This window comes from Micromonospora sp. NPDC000668 (assembly GCF_042897975.1).
Lineage (GTDB): Bacteria > Actinomycetota > Actinomycetes > Mycobacteriales > Micromonosporaceae > Micromonospora.
Genome location: NZ_JBIAYP010000004.1, coordinates 124,182 through 142,149 on the forward strand (window position 1 = coordinate 124,182; position 17,968 = coordinate 142,149).

A 17,968-nucleotide genomic window follows, 5' to 3' on the forward strand; every position below is an offset into this window, starting at 1 on the left:
CGCCGCCGGTGGTCCGGCACCGCGTGCGTGATCTGTCGTACCCGTGGTCCATGATCGTGTCGTCGCAGCGCCGCCGGCACCGGCTGGCGCGCGCATCACCCTGGGTTGGTCGACAGCGGGAGGGCGGGACGTGACGGACGCCGACGGAGCCGAGTGGCGGCGGCGCAGCGTGCTGGCGGTGGTGCCGCCCGCCCGGCCCCGCAAGCTGGCCAAGGTGCCCTTCGTGGAGCTGGCCGACGGGCGGTTGCAGGGGGTGGTCTCCAGCGGGTCGGACGTCGAACGGGTCTACGTCTCGTCGATCGCCGCCGGCACCCACGCCTACCACTGCAGCACCAACAACAACCGGCCCTGTGGCGGGCTGCGCGGCGCACCCTGCAAGCACCTGCACGCGCTGACCGACGAGGCCCTGCTCCAGTACGGCGTTGACCGGGTCGCCCGCTACCTGCGGGTCGACGTCGGCGACGGGCTGGGCACTGGTGCCGAGCTGCTGTCCCGGCTGGACGGGCGGCCGGAGCCGACACCGGCCGCGGTGGTGTTCAGTCGTTTCCTGCGCCACCTGGCCTACCTGGAGCTGCCGGACAGCACGGTCGCGCTGCCCGAGCTGCACTGGTTCCCGGCCCCCGGGGTGGGTCGCTGATGCGGGGCACCCAGGTCGCGCGGCTGCGCGAGGCACCGGCCGGGCTGGCCGACGCACTCGACGTGGTCGCCGGCTTCGACGACGCCCTGACCAACGGCTTCGGCCGGGTCGGTGAGCGGGACGCAGCGGCGCTGGCCGCGTTCGCCAGCGCGCTGACCGGCACGCCGCTCGCCGACCTGGTGGCCAGCGCGGTCGACGCGGTCACCGCCGGTTCGGTCACGCCGGAGCATCTCGCCGCGCTCGCCGGGGCACGCTCTGCGCTACTCGGCGCGGCGCACGATGCACTGCTCGGGCAGCTCGACGCGACGCTGAGCCGGGACAGGTCACCGTGGACCGCACCCAACACCGGGCCCGCCCAGGCGCCGCCCGCCCTCGCCGGGGCGCGGGCCTGGTGGCACGAGGTGGCCGTCACCGGCTGGCGCGGCGTCGACCACGAGTTGCTCTCGGCCGCGGCCACGGTCGTCGAGGCCGCGCTGGCCGTGCCGGAGCTGCGCCGGCCCGCGGTCCTGCTCGACGGGCTCGCCGCGGAGCTGCGGGCCTGCATCCCGGTCGCCACCATGACTCGGGTGCCGGGTCGCCGCTGGGCCGACCTGTGGGCCCGGGGTGTGCTGCTCACCCAAGGGATGCCGGCGGCCAACGAGCCGCCAAGGGTCTCCGGACGGCTGCTGCCGCTCGGCGTGGACGTGCACGCCCACGACACAGCCGTACAGGTCCAACTGCACGCCATCCTGGAGCCGGCCGGCGGCGGGCCGGCCCGGCTGGTCCGCACCGCGGTCACCGCCGCGAAGGTGGACACCATCGTCGGTCCGGCCGTGTGGCGGCTGCTGTCGACGCATCCGTTGTTGCTCACCGCGCTGGCCGAGCGGCGGGCTCTGACCGTCACCGACCTACCGCTGCACGGCGGCGACCTGGGCTGGGTCGACGACCGGGTCCAGCTCGACGAGCCCGCCGACCCGTTCGCCACCGCCCGGGTGCTGCTGTCCAGGGCGAGCGCCGCCGCGATCGCCCCACTGGACCGGCACCCGACCGCCATCGCCGAGCCGGTCCTCATCGAGGGCCACCCGGTCCGCGACCAGGCCGGTGCGCTCACCATCGAGCTGGACGGCGAGCCGGTGGCGCTTGCCGTGGACCGGTTGCCGACCGTCGGCCCGCTCACCGCCGAGTTGGTCGCCGCCTCGTCGGCCTGCCTGGGTCTGCTGCGCTGGGACGGCGGCCGGTGGCTGATGCAGCCGTTGGCGGTACGAGCCACCGTGAAGCGCCGGCCGGTGCAGGCGCACAACGGCGACTGGGCGTGCGGCGTCACCGACCCGAAGATCGCCAAGGATGAGGCCAGGGCGGGCGACGCCGTGGCCGTGCTGCGCGAGCGCGCCGGACGGTTGCTGCGCCGATGACCGACGACGAACCCACCGGCGGGCTCGCCGATGCCAACCGCCGCCAGGTGCTCTACTGGCGGCTGCTGTCCCGATTGTTCGACCACGACGAGCAGCCCAACCTGGAGTTGGCGAGCGTGGCCGTGGTCGACGACCTCGGGCTGCCGGCCGCACTGCTGGACCCGGCGGTCTCGGTGGACACCATCGTGCAACGCTTCCCGGCGCTCGCGGCCGAGCTGCGCGGGCTGCTCACGTCCACCGACGACGGCGCCGCGTCGAGTGACGACCCCTACCAGCCCGGCGAGTCCGAGGTACGCCGGGCCGCGCTGGTGTCGAAGCTGCTGCTCAACGTCTTCGCGACCGGTTCCGGGTCGGTCAGTGCCGGGCAGTTGGCCCGCTGGCAGTCCGACGCCGGCTGGTTCGAGCAGGCGCTCGGCTGCGAGCCCGGCGAGGTGCGCCGCCAGGGCACCGGGCTGGGCGCCATCCTCGCCGGTCTGGAGGGCGACCTGGTCCGGCGGATGCACCTGCGGGAGGTGCTGGCCGATCCGGCGCTGGCCAGCCAGTTGACCCCCAGCATGTCGCTGATCGAGCAGTTGCTCCGGGACAAGGCCAACCTCTCCGGGGTGGCGCTGGCCAACGCCAAGGCGTTGATCCGGCGCTTCGTCGACGAGGTCGCCGAGGTACTCCGGACGCAGGTGCAGCAGACCAGCGTCGGGACGCTGGACCGGTCGGTGCCGCCCAAGCGGGTGTTCCGCAACCTGGACCTCGACCGGACCATCTGGCAGAACCTGACCAACTGGAGCCCGGACGACGAGCGGCTCTACGTCGACCGGCTCTACTACCGGCAGACCGCCCGGCGGACCACGCCGGCCCGGCTCATCGTCGTGGTGGACCAGTCCGGATCCATGGTCGACTCGATGGTCAACTGCACCATCCTCGCGTCGATCTTCGCCGGGCTGCCGAAGGTGGACGTCCACCTGATCGCCTACGACACCCGTGCACTGGACCTGACCCCGTGGGTGCACGACCCGTTCGAGGTGCTGCTCCGTACCCAGCTGGGTGGCGGCAACGACGGGCCGGTGGCGCTGGCGCTGGCCCGGCCGAAGATCGTCGAGCCGAAGCAGACCGTGCTGGTGTGGATCTCGGACTTCTACGAGTTCGACCGGTCCCAGCCGCTCTACGACGGCCTCGCGGCGGTGCATCGCTCCGGCGTCCGGGTCATCCCGGTCGGCTCGGTCAGCAGCTCCGGCCAGCAGAGCGTCAACCCCTGGTTCCGCCAGCGCTTCAAGGACCTGGGCACCCCGGTCATCTCCGGTCACATCCGCAAACTCGTCGTCGAGCTCAAGAACTTCCTCACCTAGGAGACCCATCCCTCATGACCGAGATGCTGCGCGCCCCCGCCGAGGTCACGTACGCCGACGAGCTGGATTTCCTCGAGTCGGTCGACACCGGCCCGAAGCCGTTCTCGTGGCGGCTGAGCCCGCGCATGGTCCGGCTGTTCGTCCTCGGCTCGGAGCGGGCCGACGGCCTCGACCGGGAGATCCCGCAGAAGTGGTTCGGTGACCGCAGCTTCGTCGAGCGCAGCATCGTCACCCTGGCCTCGGATCGCGGCCTGCTGCTGATCGGCGACCCAGGCACCGGCAAAAGCTGGTTGGCCGAGCTGCTGGCCGCTGCGATCTGCCGCAACTCCACCCTGGTCGTGCAGGGCACCGCCGGCACCACCGAGGACCACATCAAGTATTCGTGGAACGTGTCCATGGTGATCGCCAAGGGGCAGTCCCGGGATTCGATGATCCCATCGCCGATCATGACGGCGATGGAGCGCGGCGTGGTCGGCCGCTTCGAGGAGCTGACCCGCTCCACGAGCGACGTGCAGGACGCCCTGATCTCGATCCTCTCCGAGAAGTACGTCGCCATCCCCGAGCTGGACCAGGACAACATCGTCTTCGCCCAGCCCGGCTTCTCGATCATCGCCACCGCGAACAGCCGCGACCGGGGCGTCAACGACCTCTCCTCGGCGCTCAAGCGGCGGTTCAACTTCGTCCGGATCCCGGTGGTCACCAACAAGCGCAGCGAGGCGGAGATCGTCCGCTTCCGCACCGAGGAGCTGCTGCGGCGGCACCGGATCGAGTTGGACGTGCCGCCCACCCTGCTGGACATCCTGTTGCAGAGCTTCGCCGACCTGCGCGCCGGCGCCGCGGCGGCGACCAGTGACGACGAAAAGTTGGAGTCGGCGCTGTCCACCGCCGAGCAGATCGGCGTGCTGGAGGACGCCATCCTGCACAGCCAGTTCTTCGGCGACCGCACGCTGCGGGCGGCGACCCTCGCCGGGTCGCTGGTCGGGTCGCTGGCCCGGCGCAGCCCGGAGGATCTGGCGATCCTCAACAAGTACCTGCACGGCGTGGTGGAGCCCCGGGCCCGCAAGGACGACGAGGAGTGGGCGGGCTTTCTCGACGGCGGTCGTCAGGCGATCGCGTCCCTGTCATGACCGCACCCACCGTCGCCGGTCCGTTCGGCGCGCTGCGGGAGCAGCTCACCGACGCGGTCGCCGCGTTCGCCGACTCCCCGGACGCGCTGGCCGGGATCCTCGCCGGCATCGTCGATGACGTCGACCGGGCCCTCGGCGAGCGGCTGGAGATTTTCCCGGTCTGCCACCACTCACCGGCTTCCGGCCTGGCCATGGTGCGCCGGCTGCGGGCGAAGCAGCCCCGGGTGATCTACCTGGAGCTGTGCGAGGATCTCCAGCCGCTGCTCGGGGAGTTGCGCAACTGCCGGCTGCCGGTCGCGGTGCAGGCGTTCGCCTCGGAACTGGCCGACTTTCCGGCCGACTGGGGCCCGCTCAGCGTCGTCGCGCCGGTCACCGAAGCCTCGGCGGAATACCAGGCCATCGCGTACGCGCTGGAGACCCCAGGGGTCGAGTTGGTGCTGGTGGACCGGTCCACCGACCACGTCTTCCAGTGGACACCACGCGCCGACGGCGACGACGGGATCGGCCCGGCCGGCGGGGCGGGCGAGGAGGCCGCGCTGCACGGTGACGCGGTCGGCGTGGAGATCGGCGACCTGCGGCCCCGGTTCGCGGAGTTGGAGGCGTACCTGCTGCACCACGGCAAGGTGCGGCACTGGTCGGAATGGTGGGACCAGTACGTCGAACGGCCGCTCGCCGACGCCGACCACGACACCTACCGGCAGGTGATGGTGTTGATCGGCAGCCTGTTCCGGCGGCTGCGCCCGAGCGGCTCCGATCGGCTGGACCGCGACGAGGACCGCGAGCGCTACATGTGGACACGGATGCGTCAGCACCTCGCCGCCTCGGGCGTCGACCCCGCCGACTGCCTCTACGTCTGCGGCGCGTTCCATGCCGCGAGCCGGGTCGAGCAGTTCGGCATCGGCTCGGCCGCCCCGGATTTCGAGATCACTCCGCGCACCGCCACCCGCTGGCGGTACGGCCTCATCCCGTCCAGCCATTCGGCGATCGAGGCGCAGTTCGGCCTGGCACCCGGCTCGGTCTCGATCGCGGCGGCGACCTGGACCAAGGCGGTGAGCCGCAACGGGCTGACCCCGTTCCGGTTGGACGGCCAGCGCGGCACGTCGACCCGTGGCCGGCGCGGTCGCTCCGCCGCCGCCTCCTCCCCCGACGTCGCGCCCTCCCCCACCGCCGTCCCCTCCGCGGCCGCACCGGTCGCCGACCGGCTCAGCGGCTTCCTCGCCGGGGCGCCCGTCCTGGACGGCCTGGACGAGGCGGAACTGCGCGGCTGGTGCGTCGACATCGTCCGACTGGCCCGGCGCAATGGATACCTGGCCAGCACCGCCGACGCGATCGCCGTCTTCGAGACCTCGGTCCTGCTGGCCGCCCTGCGCAACCGGGCCCGACCCACCCCGTACGACTTCGCCGACGCCGCGGTCACCTGCATCGAGAAGGACGTGGTGCCCGGCCGGCGCGACGTCCGGCGGCTCTGCGAGATCCTGCTGGGCGGCGACCGGATCGGCCAGGTCGGCTACGACGCCCTGCCACCGCTGGCCCGCGACGTGCTCGACCGGCTCCAGCCGCTCGCGCTGGACCTGGAGAAGCGGACCATCCAGCGGGCGCTGCTGGACCTGCACGCCCAACCGGAGCTGGCCGGCTGCTCGGACCTGCTGTGGATGCTGCGGCACCTGCTGCCGCCCGGCGCAGTCCGCCCGATCATGGGTGAGCGCCGGCTCGGGCACCGCTCCGTCCAGGAGAGCTGGGACCTGGCCCTCGGCCGCGATCAACGCGCCCTGATCGAGTTGGGTTACGAGGGGGTGACCGTCGAGCAGGTGCTTGAGCAGCGGTTACGCCGTGCGGTACGCGGCACCGGGGCCACCGCGGCCGGCGCGCTCGCCGCCGTGGAGGATGCCATTCGGCTGCTCAACAGCCCGCGCCTGGTCGACGAGTTGGGCGAGCGGGCGGTCGACCTGCTCGCCGCCGAGCGCACGGTCGACGACGCCCCGGACGTGCTGCGCCGCATCCGTCGGCTGCTGGCCCACCTCCGGGCCACCGCGCCAACCCTGCCGGCCTGGTGCGAGGCATTCGTGACCACCGGGTACGCCCACTACTGCACGCTGCTGCCGACCGCCATCGCGGCGGAGGAGACCGAGGTCCGGCAGGTCTCCGCGATGCTCGGCTTCCTGTTCGCCATGGAGGGCCTTGCTCTCTCCCTGGGGTGCGACCGGTCCCAACTGGAGCTCGCCGTCGCTCAGTCGCATCCGACGGCTCCGGCGAAGGTCTCCCTGCTCTGGGCCGCCCGGCACCAGCTCGGCCTGCTGCCGCTGGCGGAGCTGCGGGCCCGGTGTGCTGACCTGCTGGCGAATCCACTGGTGGTGCCCGCGTTCCCGCAGTACCTCTCCGGCTTCGTGCACGCGCTGGAGCCGGTGCCCGGGCTGGCGCCGTTCGTGGTGGAGACGATGTCCACCGCCTTCGCCCGGCTTCCCGACCCGGTGCTGCTGCCCTGGCTGCCCACCCTGATCACCACGTTGCGCGATCAGGGGCCGGAGCTGGTGCCGCTGCTGGTCCGCGAGGCGGGGCGCACCTTCCCGGGGGCACTGTCCGAGCTGGACGCCTGGGTGCCGCCGTGGGTGGCGCCGCCGTCCTCCGCGCCGGTGGTCCCCGTCGCCGAGCCGCTGCGACGGACGGGCGCACTGCTCGCCGCCCATCCGGCGGCGGTCGACGCGGTGGCCACGCTGCTCGGCTGTCCGGGCGGATGGCAACCGACCCGCAATCCGAGCGCGAGCCCGAGTGCGGTGGCCGCGCTGCTGGCCGGGCATCCGGAGACCGTCGAGGCGGTGGCAGCGCTCCTGGTGGCGCCGGGCCCGTCGGTCAGCCACGACGTCCACTGACAACTGTCGACGCCCGGTGCGGGGTCACGCGCCGGGCAGCGCAGGGTCACACGGCGGACGGTGCCCGGGTACGGTCCCAGGTGACCGCGGTCACGGCAGGCGCGGACAGCGGCCCCCGGCCGGGCACGGCGTCCGGTCGCAGACCGGGCCGCCCGGCACACAGAGGGGGCGCAGAGTGCGGATCAAAGCGGGGTTGTGCGTCGCGGCGATGCTCGCGGCGGGGGTGGTGGCCGCCACACCGGCCGCCGCCGCAGCGGTCGACAGCGCCACCGTGGTGCCGATCCAGGTCACCGGGGACCCGGCGAAGCGGTTCAACCTGGTGCTGCTCGGCGACGGCTACACCGAGGCCGACCTGCCCACCTTCCGGTCACACGTGGACCGGCACCTCAACACGCTGTGGACGATCGAGCCGTTCAAGTCCTACCGCAGCTACTTCAACGTCTACGCCGTCGAGATCGTCTCCGCCGAGTCCGGGGTGGACTGTGACCCGGGCCTGTCCGCGCCACAGCGGGACACCGCGTTGGGCATGGGCTTCTGGGGTGGCTGCAATCCGGCCAGCGTGCAGCGGCTGCTGACGGTCAACGGCGCGGCGGCGAACACGTACGCCGACCTGGCCGCCGGGACCAACCGGGGCAACCGGCAGCTGATCGCCCTCGCCAACAGCGGCACCTACGGCGGCGCGGGCGGCAGCAACGCCACCGCCTCCGGGGGCAACGCGCTCTCCGCACTGATCAGCCCGCACGAGCTCGGGCACTCCCTCGGCGGGTTGCAGGACGAGTACGACTACTACGGCCGTGGGGTGCCCGGCGACACGTACACCGGGCCGGAGCCCGACTCGGTGCACCACACGGTGCTGACCGAGCAGCAGATGCGCGAGACCCGGGCCAAGTGGTGGCGCTGGCTGGGCGAGCCGAGCGAGGCCGGCGGAGAGATCGGCCGCTACGAGGGTGGGTTGTACCTGCAGCGCGGCGTGTGGCGGCCGAGCCAGCACTCGATGATGAAGTCGCTGGGCTTCTACTTCGACCAGGTCGGCCGGGAGCGGATGACCGAGCGGATCGCCGGCCGGGTCGGCATCATGCAGGGTGGCACGGCCACCGAGCAGCCGGTCGGCGCGGACCGGGTGCTGTGGGTGGACACCCTGCACCCGGTGAGCCACGCGCTGGCCGTCACCTGGTCGGTGGACGGCAAGGCCGTACCGCGTACCGGCAATGCCCGCCACCTGGACCTGCGCAAGCTGCGGCTGGCGCCCGGCCAGCACACGGTCACCGCCACGGTGACCGACCCGACCCCGTTCGTCCGCGACCCGGCGGTCCGAAACTCGCCCGCGCTGACCCATACCCGCTCCTGGACCGTGGACACCGGGGCGCGCACCCCGCCGGTGGCGGCGCCGCTGGCGATCACCGCGTCCACCGCGACCGACCGACCGGTCGGCGCGCGCGACGTGGTGTACGTGCAGCCCAGCCAGCCCACCAACCGCGTGCCGGGCGTGCGCTGGTCGCTCGACGGCCGGCCGGTGGCCGACACCGGCACCGATCGGGACATGGATCTGGGCACCCTGCGCCTGTCGCGCGGCACCCACCGGCTGACCGCCCTGGTCAGCGACCCGGTGACCCGGGAGACGGTGACCCGCACCTGGACGGTCGACGCGACCCGCCCCGACGTCGAGTACGCCCTCTCCGAGCCGCTGCTCACCACCACCCGGCCCGGCCGGCCCACCGAGTACGTGTACAACGGCCCGTTCACCATGGGGTTGACCGGCACCGACGACAGCGCCGGGCAGGTCACCTCGGAGTTCCGGCTCGACGGCGACGGCTGGCACAACTACTACGGCTGGCCCACCGATGCCCGGTCGCCCTTCCTGTTCACGGCCACCGGCACGGACGTGGACGGCCTGGTCTACGGCAACCTCGGCTCGGGCGGGCTGTCGGTGTCTCCGTTCGTCGAGCGGTCCCCCGGCTACGGCCGGCACACGATCGAATACCGGGGCATCGACGCGGTCGGCAACATCGGCGCGGCCCGCGCATTCGTGGCCACGCTGATCCCGCCGCCGCCGACCTGCACCAGCGTGGTGTCCGGCCGGCACGCCGGCCCGCTGGTGGTCTCCGCCGGTGTCACCTGCCTGCGCGAGGCGACCGTGTCGGGCGGGGTGACCGTCCGGCCCGGCGCTACCCTGGTCGCCGAGCGGTCCTCGATCGCCGGGAGCCTGGTGTCGACCGGTGCCACCGCCGTCGAGCTGCTGAACACCGACGTGCGGGGCGCCGTGACGCTGACCGGCACCACCGACCACGTCACGGTGGTGGGGGCACGGGTGACCGGTCGGCTGGTGCTGGCCAGCGCGGGCACCGCGACGGCGCCCACCCTCGCCGGCAGCCGGGTGGGCTCGCTGGCCTGTTCCGGCCCGACCCCGGTCGATCTCGGCGCCCCCACCACCGTGGGCGGCGCGACCTCCGGCCGATGCGGGTCGACGCCGGCAGCCTGACGCCGCGCGACGCACAACCGCCTCGGGGGCGGCGCGGGCCAACGCTCGCGCCGCCCCTCCCCCGGCCGGGGCTGCCCGCACCGGTTCGACGCCCGGTGCCAGCGGCGGCCGAGGAAACCGACCGGCTCGTGGTGGTCAGGCGTGAGTGGGACGGTGACGGGTAGGCAGCGGCCCGGCGGCATGTCGACAACAGCCGGGTAGGAGGCCGCGATGAGCACGTATCGGGACGAGCAGAGTGATCCGGTTCCCCCGCCGGAGGCGGACGCCCTGGAGCAACGGCAGGACGCGGTCGACATGGGGCCGCCGGACCGAATGTCGGGTGACGTGGACCCGGAGGCCTCCGAGGCCGATCTGGCCGAGCAGGGATCCCTGCCGGCGGGCACGCTTGAGGAGGCGACGTCGCTTCCGATCGAGGCCGACGCGGCGGACGTCCTCGAACAGCGCCAGGAGATCCCCGCCCGCGACGAGGGCCGGCGGACGTGACGGTGCCGGCCACCGGCTGAGGCACGCCGGTGGCGGTTTAGTCCAGTTGCCACAGCCTGCGGTTCCACCAGCCCGGGCGGCGGCGGGCCACCTCGCGCAACCGCCAGTGCTCGGCGTGCTGGGTCACGATGAACAGCGGCACCAGGCCGAGCGCCAGCAGCGGCAGGTAGCGCGGCGCCGAGCGGTTCTCCCGCAGCGACGCGGCCAGGGCGGCCGCACCCGACACGTACAGGATCGGGTTGTAGAACCGCATCAGCTCCGGCCCCAGCCCTTCGTACTCGCGCAGCCAGGGCACGCCCAGCCGGGTCCGCCGGCGCGGCCAGCCGCGCAGCTGGGCGAGCACCGTGGCCAGCCCGACGCCGTTGCAGACGGCGAAGACCGCATCGGCGGATGCCGGCCGGTTGCCGGCCGTCCGCCACAGCGTTCCGGTACCGAGTGCCCACAGCCCGGCGGCGGGCACCGGGCCCAGGACGGCGGCCGCCGGCATGCCGACGCCGGCGCCCAGCTCGAAGAACGCCTGCGCCGCCAGGCCCGCCGTGGCGAGCCTGGTCAGCGGCCGGCTGCCGGCCGGATCCGCTCGCACCCGGCTTCCGGCCATCCACCCGATCCGGCTTGACCCCACGGCAGGACCCTTCCGCAGTACGGCACCTCGGCTCGTCGCCGGTCACGCCCCCGACCAGCCCGAACGCGGTACCCGCTTCGGCCCGGCCTACACGCTCTGGTCGCGACCCGCCCGACCTGCTCAGCCGGCGACGACCCGCCAGAGGAGGAAGGCGTTGAGCGCGATGACCAGGACGGCCACCAGGGACGCGGCGACGGTGGTGAGCGGGTGGTTGACCAGGTTGCCCATCAGGTCGCGGCGCCGGGTGAAGGAGACCACCGGGATCAGCGCAAACGGAATGCCGAAGCTGAGGATGACCTGCGACAGCACCAGCGCACGGGTCGGGTCGAGGCCGATGGCGAGCACGGCCAGCGCGGGCACCAGGGTGACCAGCCGGCGCAGCAGCAGCGGGACCCGGCGGCGCAGGAAGCCCTGCATGATCACCTCGCCAGCGTAGGTGCCGATGCTGGTGGAGGCGAGCCCGGAGACCAGCAGGGCGATGGCGAAGCCGAACGCGGCGGCGGTGCCGATGGTCTGGCCGAGGCCGGCGTGCACCCCCTCCAGACTGTCCGCGCCGGCCGGGCCGCCGCCGCGGAAGCTGGCCGCGGCGATCAGCAGCATGGCGAGGTTGACCGCGCCGGCCGCCGTCAGGGCGAGCAGCACGTCGGTGCGCTGGCCACGGAACAGGGTCCGGCGCTCCGTGTCGTTCGCGGCGGGGATGCGGTCGCGGGTCAGCGCGGAGTGCACGTAGATGACGTGCGGCATGACGGTGGCGCCGAGGATGCCGGCGGCGAGCAACACACTGTCGGTGCCCTGGAGCCGGGGCACCAGGCCGGCCATGGCGGAGCCCGGGTCGGAGCCGGCGGCGAGCAGGTTCGCGGCGAAGGCCAGGACGATGACGCCGAGCAGCACGGCGATGGCGATCTCGAAGGCGCGGAACCCGCGCGAGCGCAGGGCGAGCACGGCGAACGCGGCGGTGCCGATGATGATCCCGCCGGGCAGCAGGGGAATGCCGAGGAGCAGGTACAGGGCGACCGCGCCGCCGATCACCTCGGCCAGGTCGGTGGCCATCGCGACCAGCTCCGCCTGCACCCACATCATCCGGTTCACCGGCCGGGGCAGGCGTTCCCGGCACAGCTCGGGCAGGCTGCGCCCGGTGGCCAGGCCCAGCTTGGCGGTGAGTGTCTGCACCAGCATGGCCATCACGTTGGCCACCACCACGACCCAGACCAGCAGGTAGCCGTAGCGGGCGCCGGCGGCGGAGTTGGTGGCGAAGTTGCCGGGGTCGACGTAGGCGACAGCCGCGACGAACGCCGGGCCGAGCAGGATCAGCCGGCCGCGTACCCGGCCCCGGGCGCGGGCGACCTGCAGCGGCGTCGCCGTCGACACCACGAGTTCGTTGGTGACCATCGAACACCTCCCCGTCCGGCACGGATCGCGTGTCCGTCCCTTCCCAGGCGGCTGACCCGTCGGGGCCAAGGTGTGGCCTACCGGTGCCAGCACCGCCGACCAGGCCCGAGGACTCGCCCGTTCGGGGGGACTTGCGGTGCCGCCCTTGACAGCGGTGGGGCTCCCGATGAAGCTGTCTATTAGTCCTACTGTCGTAGGACAACAGGAAGGATCGTCTCGAGTGATCGAGTTTGTGCTGGACAGCCGGTCGAAGGTGAACACCTACATGCAGCTCGTGCAGCAGGTGAAACAGGCGCTGCGGGTCGGCCTGCTGGTGCCGGGCGACCAGTTGCCGAAGGTCCGGGACGTCGCGCAGTCGCTGGCGATCAACCCGAACACGGTGCTGAAGGCGTACCGGGAGCTGGAGATCGAGGGTCTGGTCGGCGGCCGACCCGGGGTGGGGACGTTCGTCCAGCGCACCCTGGCCGGCGCTTCCCTGCCCAACCAGGCCGAGCTGCGTGAAGACCTGGTGGCGTGGCTGCACCGGGCGCAGGCCGCCGGCCTCACGGCCGAGGACGTCGTCGCCCTGGTGGAGACCACGTTGCGAGCCACCCTCGCCGACGAAGCCCCACAGAAGGAGCCCGCGTGAGCGAGCACAGCGTGCGAACCATCAGGCACAGCAGCCAGCGCTCGCGCCACCGCGAGGCGGTGGCGTGAACGGAACGAGAGGACAGAGGATGGACATGGTCTTGGAGGCCGACCAGCTGGGCAAGCGGTACGGCAGGACCTGGGCGTTGCGGGACTGCTCGCTGCACCTGCCGGCCGGCCGGATCGCCGCGCTGGTCGGGCCGAACGGTGCCGGCAAGAGCACGCTGCTGCACCTGGCCGTCGGGCTGCTCAAGCCCGACGCGGGAGCGGTACGCGTGTTCGGCAGATCGCCGTACGGCGACACGGAGGGCCTGGCCGACATCGGTTTCGTCGCACAGGACACCCCGCTGTACCGGGACTTCACCGCAGCCGAGTTGGTCACCGCCGGCGGCAAGCTGAACCGGCGGTGGGACGCCGAGTTGGCCCGCAATCGGCTGGCCCAGCTCGGCATACCGCCAGATCGGCCGGTCGGCAAACTCTCCGGCGGGCAACGCGCCCAGGTGGCGCTCGCCCTGGCGCTGGCCAAGCGGCCCCGGCTGCTGCTGCTCGACGAGCCGGTCGCCAGCCTCGACCCGCTGGCCCGGCGGGAGTTCCTCCAGTCGCTGATGGGCAGCGTGGCGGACTCCGGGACCACCGTCCTGCTCTCCTCGCACCTGCTGGCCGACCTGGAACGCGTCTGCGACTACCTGATCGTGCTCAACGCCGCCCAGGTGCAGCTCGCCGGCGCGGTCGACGACCTGGTCGCCGGGCACCGGCAGCTGGTCGGCCCACGGCACGACGGCGGCCCGATCGGGGGCGTCGCCGCCGTCATCCGGGCCAGCCACACCGACCGACAGTCCACGCTGCTCGTCCGCGCCGACGGTCCGGTCACCGATCCGGCCTGGACGGTGCGCGAGGTCGGCCTGGAGGACGTCATCCTGGCCTACCTGGCCGACGGCAACACGCAGACCAGTCACAGCGAGTGGGGGGTGCCGGCATGATCTGGCTGACCTGGCGGCAACACCGCAAGCAGGCACTGTTCACCCTGCTGGGGTTCGTGGCGCTGGCCGCCCTGCTGGTGCCGATCGGCCTGTCGATGCGGAACAGCTTCGCCGATCTCGGGCTGGCGGAGTGCGTACGCCAACTGAACGACACGAACGTGGCCGCGGCGACCCGGGACGGCTGCGACGCGGCCTTCCACCGCTTCACCAACCGGTACGGCAGCCTCAACCTGGTGGCCGTGCTGCTGATCACGCTGCCGGTGCTGGTCGGCCTGTTCTGGGGCGCCCCGCTGGTCGCCCGGGAGGTGGAGCAGGGCACGCACCGGTTCGTCTGGACCCAGGGCGTCGGCCGGAACCGCTGGGCGCTGGTGAAGTTCGGGCTGGTCGGCGCGGCCGTCGTGATCCTCGCGGTGTGCTACGGGCTGGGCATGTCGTGGTGGGTCGAGCCGCTCACCCAGTCCGCGCACGAGGGCCGACTCGGCCTGATCGTCTTCGACCTCCAGGGCGTCGCCCCGATCGGCTACACCCTCTTCGCCGTGGCGCTCGGCATCTTCGCCGGCACCGTCTGGAAGCGGATGCTGCCCGCCATGGGCATCACCCTGGCCGGATTCATCGGCGTACGGGCGGCGGTGGCGGTCCTGGCCCGACCGCACTACCAGCCCGCCCGCACCCAGACCTTCCCGATCGAGGGGGACGGGACACCGGAGATGGGCCGGGGGGACTGGATCCTCGCCCAGGGCGTCCGGAACCCCGACGGGACGATGATCGCGGAGGACACCCGAATCCAGTGCCCGCCGGGCGGAAAGGGGCCGGACGGTCGGACCTGCGGCGCCGAGCTGGGTCTCGAGCCGGGCGCGTACAACTGGCAGCTCTACCAGCCGGCGGACCGGTTCTGGCTGTTCCAGGGCATCGAGACGGGAATCTTCGTCGCCCTCGCGCTGCTCCTGCTCTACCTGGCCATCCGCCGGGTCCGCCGGATCGCGTAACCCGGCAGCGGGTGATCGCCGGGGCCGCGGGGCCCGGCGATCACCCGTCAGCGCAGGCCCTCGGCGGTCAGTTTCAGCCAGGACGCGAGGTCGTGCAGCTCGTCGTGCACGGCCCGGGTCACCTCCGCCGTAAAGGGCACGTCCTCGTGGATGGCGTGCACCGTGAGCGTGCCGCGCCGGCGGTCGGCCGTGGCGTCGACCTTTCCGACCAGCCGGTCGCCGTGCAGGATCGGCAACGCGAAGTAGCCCCACCGCCGGTTGGCCTTCGGCTTGTACATCTCCAGCACGTACTCGTATTCGAACAGGTCCGCGAGGCGGACCCGGTCGTGCACCAGCCGGTCGAAGGGCGACAACACCGCGGTACGCCCGGTGAACGGTTGCCCGAGCGCAGCCGGGTCGACCCGCCAGACGCCCGGGACGCCCTCGACGACCGCCGGCTCACCGGCGTCACCGACCTCCGCCGGCTCGCCGGGGACAGCCACCGCCTTCTCCCGCGCGATGCCCAACGCCCGCAGCCGCCGCTCGTTGCGGAGTCGGTGCGCCTGCTCCAGTGGGACGACGGGCGTGCCCGTTGGGTGGACCCGCTCCGCCACGTCCCAGAGGCGCTGTCGGCCCTGGCGGGCGGCGATCGCGACCTCTCCCCGCAGGACCAGGAACTCCAGCATCTGGGTGACGTTGCGGTTGTTGGTCCACCCCGACGACGGCCAGGGCACCACGCAGGTGTCCGGGATGTCGCGCGAGAGCAGCGGCCCGGAGCGGCCGAGCAGGTCGAGCACGTCCCGGCGGAACGAGTCGTTGGCGCGCAGCCACTCGCGCGGGCGCTCGTAACTGGGCCAGGTCGCCATGGCGGCGAGATAGAGCCGCAGATCGTCCATCGGCCGCACCATCGCCTGGTGCTCGAAGAGCGTCCGGTCCCGCTCCAGCGCCTGCCGCAACTCGGCTGGCTGGTACGACGAGCCGAGTCGGCTCCAGGCGACCAGGTCGGCGCTCGGCGCGACGGCGGCCGTCGGGTCGATCTGCAACAGCGTCAGCTGACGCACCACGGTCAGCAGGTCCGTCGGCCGCTGGGCGGCCAGCAGTTGGGCCCGGACGGCGATCCGCCGCGCCTGCGCCCGATCGAGCTGGTGCACCACCACGTCGCCGAGCCTAACGGCGACGCCCGACATTGCGCGGGAACGTGAAGTCGGATTCCGGCCCGTCGCCAACGCGACTGAAAGTGCCCATCCGATCACACTTGGTGCTCCGATGTGGACCTCAGGGCCGGGTCGGCCGGGCCGCAGGGATGGGAGCGCACGAGTGAAGTCCAGAATCCTCCGTCGGGTCGCCGCGTCGGCCGTGGCGCTCGCCTGCGCCGTGCTGGGCGCGGTGGCGTTGCCGGCCGCCCCGGCGACCGCCAGCCCGATCCGCAACGCGACCGCCTGGTCGGTGCTGCTGTGCAAGTTCAGCGACAAGCCGGCCGAGCCGCAACCGCCGTCGCACTTCGCCAACTTCCTCACCGCGGCCGGGATCGGCACCGGCGGGGTGGCGGACTACCTGGCCGACCAGTCCGGCGGGCGGGTGTCGCTGGCGGGCTCGGTCGTTCGAGGCTGGTACACCATGCCGTACACGCTGGCGCAGTTCCAGTCGATCGACCGGTGGACCCGGATCCAGCGCTGCGTGGACACCGCGGCGACCGCCGGCTACGCGGTGCCCGCCGGGAACCGGATCGCGGTCATGCTCAACGACTGGGTGGATTCGGGTGCGGCCGGTGGCCGGGTGCTGCTCGACCCGGGCGCCTGGAACGTCGGCTTCGCCGCGCACGAGATGCTGCACGGATACAACCTGGGGCACTCGTTCTCCAACGACACCACGTACCAGAACGCGCCATGGTCCCAGCCGGGCGAGTACGACGACCCGTGGGACGAGATGAGCGCCATGCACATCTACGCCTTCGGCACCGCGAACTACGGCACCAGCGCGGTCGGGCTCAACGGGCCCCACCGCGACGAGTTGGGCTGGCTGCCCAAGAACCGGATCTTCACCATGGCCGCCGACGGCATCGGATCGCGCACCCTCACCATGGCGCCGCTGGAGGTGCCCGCCGCGAGTGGCCCGCAACTGATCCGGATCCCGTTCGACCCGGCCGACCTGTTCCACTACTACACCATCGAGTTCCGCCGGAAGACCGGTTGGAGCGCCGGTATCCCCGGCGACACCGTGCTGCTGCATGAGGTCCGCAACGGCACCCCCACCCTGCTCCGTACCGGGCCCGGCGGCGGGCCGGCGCAGTCGGTCAACGCCAACGGTGTGCAGATCGGCGTGAACTGGGTCTCCGGCAATGCCGCCTCGGTGACCGTCACCACCGATGTGGTCAACCGCTGCCTGCAGGGGTATGTGTGGCGCGAGGCCCGCCCCGGTGACCTGGTCTGCGTTACCGGCGCCACCCGCGGCCAGGTGTGGGCGGACAACGCCGCCGCGGCGAGCCGCTGGGTGAACGGACCGTACGGGCCACACACCTGCGTCGCCGGCTACGTGTGGCGCGAGGCGTACGCCGGGGACGACGTCTGCGTCACCGGCACCCAGCGCAGCCAGGCCGCCGCCGACAACGCCGCCGCGGCGTCGCGGCGCAATCCCGCCCGGCTGGTGTTCGGCCCGAACAGCTGCGTCAGCGGGTACGTCTGGCGCGACAGCGACCAGTCCGACTACGTCTGCGTGACCGGCGCAACCCGCTCCCAGGTGCTCGCGGACAACGCGGCCGCCGCGAGCCGCTGGGTCAACGGACCGTACGGGCCGCACACCTGCGTCGCTGGCTACGTGTGGCGCGAGGCGTTCCTGGGCGACGACGTCTGCGTCACCGGCACCCAACGCAGCCAGGCCGCCGCCGACAACGCCGCCGGACCGGGCCGGGTGCTGCGCCCCGCCGGCTGATCCGTGGCGGGCCCCCCGGGGGGGGGGCCCCGGGGGGGCCCCCCCCCCGGCGGCCCCCCCCCCCCGCGCCCGGGGGGGGGGCCGGCCGGGGGCCCCCGGGCCCCGGGGGGCGCGGGGGCGGGACCCGCCGTGG

The 17,968-nt window shown here is 73.0% G+C and carries 14 protein-coding genes; 11 read left to right on the forward strand and 3 right to left on the reverse strand.

The features are described from left to right. Positions 1–169 precede the first annotated feature (169 nt). The 7 genes from ACFY29_RS21410 to ACFY29_RS21440 all read left to right on the forward strand — a co-directional run bounded on the left by ACFY29_RS21410 (position 170) and on the right by ACFY29_RS21440 (position 10,324). Positions 170–637, forward strand: coding sequence for a hypothetical protein (locus tag ACFY29_RS21410; RefSeq protein WP_386989893.1), 468 nt, complete (start codon positions 170–172; stop codon positions 635–637). Further along, the gene (locus tag ACFY29_RS21415; protein WP_386988758.1) at positions 637–2,028 is read left to right on the forward strand and encodes a hypothetical protein; all 1,392 of its coding nucleotides are present in this window, start codon (positions 637–639) and stop codon (positions 2,026–2,028) included. The genes ACFY29_RS21410 and ACFY29_RS21415 overlap by 1 nt, the downstream gene beginning before the upstream one ends. Next, positions 2,025–3,368, forward strand: coding sequence for a VWA domain-containing protein (locus tag ACFY29_RS21420; protein ID WP_386988761.1), 1,344 nt, complete (start codon positions 2,025–2,027; stop codon positions 3,366–3,368). Before ACFY29_RS21415 ends, ACFY29_RS21420 begins: the two co-directional genes overlap by 4 nt. Before the next feature lie 14 nt (positions 3,369–3,382). Next, complete coding sequence (locus ACFY29_RS21425; RefSeq protein WP_386988764.1) at positions 3,383–4,495, forward strand: AAA family ATPase; 1,113 nt, start codon at positions 3,383–3,385, stop codon at positions 4,493–4,495. Further along, positions 4,492–7,362, forward strand: coding sequence for a DUF5682 family protein (locus ACFY29_RS21430; protein ID WP_386988767.1), 2,871 nt, complete (start codon positions 4,492–4,494; stop codon positions 7,360–7,362). Before ACFY29_RS21425 ends, ACFY29_RS21430 begins: the two co-directional genes overlap by 4 nt. A 175-nt stretch (positions 7,363–7,537) precedes the next feature. Then, positions 7,538–9,841, forward strand: coding sequence for a M64 family metallopeptidase (locus ACFY29_RS21435; RefSeq protein ID WP_386988769.1), 2,304 nt, complete (start codon positions 7,538–7,540; stop codon positions 9,839–9,841). Between the two features lie 210 nt (positions 9,842–10,051). Beyond that, entirely contained in the window at positions 10,052–10,324 is a 273-nt protein-coding gene (locus tag ACFY29_RS21440; protein WP_386988772.1) for a hypothetical protein, read from the forward strand. A gap of 37 nt (positions 10,325–10,361) precedes the next feature. On the opposite strand, the gene ACFY29_RS21445 is transcribed toward ACFY29_RS21440, so the two are convergent. Then, complete coding sequence (locus ACFY29_RS21445) at positions 10,362–10,907, reverse strand: hypothetical protein (RefSeq protein WP_328425479.1); 546 nt, start codon at positions 10,905–10,907, stop codon at positions 10,362–10,364. 159 nt (positions 10,908–11,066) lie between these two features. Beyond that, positions 11,067–12,335 carry an Nramp family divalent metal transporter gene (locus ACFY29_RS21450; protein ID WP_386988776.1) on the reverse strand — a complete coding sequence of 423 codons (1,269 nt, stop codon included), beginning with the start codon at positions 12,333–12,335 and terminating at the stop codon, positions 11,067–11,069. 220 nt (positions 12,336–12,555) lie between these two features. Here ACFY29_RS21450 and ACFY29_RS21455 point away from each other — a divergent pair, with 220 nt between their 5' ends. From ACFY29_RS21455 to ACFY29_RS21465, 3 genes are all read left to right on the forward strand, one after another. Next, positions 12,556–12,963: a GntR family transcriptional regulator gene (locus tag ACFY29_RS21455; protein ID WP_328425475.1), complete on the forward strand. Its 408-nt coding sequence runs from the start codon at positions 12,556–12,558 to the stop codon at positions 12,961–12,963. An 88-nt stretch (positions 12,964–13,051) separates the two neighbouring features. Then, the gene (locus ACFY29_RS21460) at positions 13,052–13,942 is read left to right on the forward strand and encodes an ABC transporter ATP-binding protein (RefSeq protein ID WP_328425473.1); all 891 of its coding nucleotides are present in this window, start codon (positions 13,052–13,054) and stop codon (positions 13,940–13,942) included. After that, a complete protein-coding gene (locus ACFY29_RS21465; RefSeq protein ID WP_386988780.1) occupies positions 13,939–14,928 on the forward strand; it encodes an ABC transporter permease in 990 nt (329 codons plus the stop codon). Before ACFY29_RS21460 ends, ACFY29_RS21465 begins: the two co-directional genes overlap by 4 nt. A gap of 47 nt (positions 14,929–14,975) precedes the next feature. Here the strand turns inward: ACFY29_RS21465 and ACFY29_RS21470 are convergent, their stop codons facing one another. Then, a complete protein-coding gene (locus tag ACFY29_RS21470) occupies positions 14,976–16,064 on the reverse strand; it encodes a DNA glycosylase AlkZ-like family protein (RefSeq protein WP_386988786.1) in 1,089 nt (362 codons plus the stop codon). Positions 16,065–16,224: 160 nt separating this feature from the next. Between ACFY29_RS21470 and ACFY29_RS21475 the strand changes: the two genes are divergently transcribed. After that, positions 16,225–17,835, forward strand: a complete 1,611-nt coding sequence (locus tag ACFY29_RS21475) for a hypothetical protein (protein WP_386988788.1) — start codon at positions 16,225–16,227, stop codon at positions 17,833–17,835. Positions 17,836–17,968 lie beyond the last annotated feature (133 nt).

Coding starts and splice junctions, on each gene's coding strand:
- ACFY29_RS21415 (WP_386988758.1), top strand. CDS start 637: ATGCGGGGCACCCAGGTCGCGCGGCTGCGCGAGGCACCGGCCGGGCTG.
- ACFY29_RS21420 (WP_386988761.1), top strand. CDS start 2,025: ATGACCGACGACGAACCCACCGGCGGGCTCGCCGATGCCAACCGCCGC.
- ACFY29_RS21425 (WP_386988764.1), top strand. CDS start 3,383: ATGACCGAGATGCTGCGCGCCCCCGCCGAGGTCACGTACGCCGACGAG.
- ACFY29_RS21430 (WP_386988767.1), top strand. CDS start 4,492: ATGACCGCACCCACCGTCGCCGGTCCGTTCGGCGCGCTGCGGGAGCAG.
- ACFY29_RS21440 (WP_386988772.1), top strand. CDS start 10,052: ATGAGCACGTATCGGGACGAGCAGAGTGATCCGGTTCCCCCGCCGGAG.
- ACFY29_RS21450 (WP_386988776.1), bottom strand. CDS start 12,335: ATGGTCACCAACGAACTCGTGGTGTCGACGGCGACGCCGCTGCAGGTC.
- ACFY29_RS21460 (WP_328425473.1), top strand. CDS start 13,052: ATGGACATGGTCTTGGAGGCCGACCAGCTGGGCAAGCGGTACGGCAGG.
- ACFY29_RS21465 (WP_386988780.1), top strand. CDS start 13,939: ATGATCTGGCTGACCTGGCGGCAACACCGCAAGCAGGCACTGTTCACC.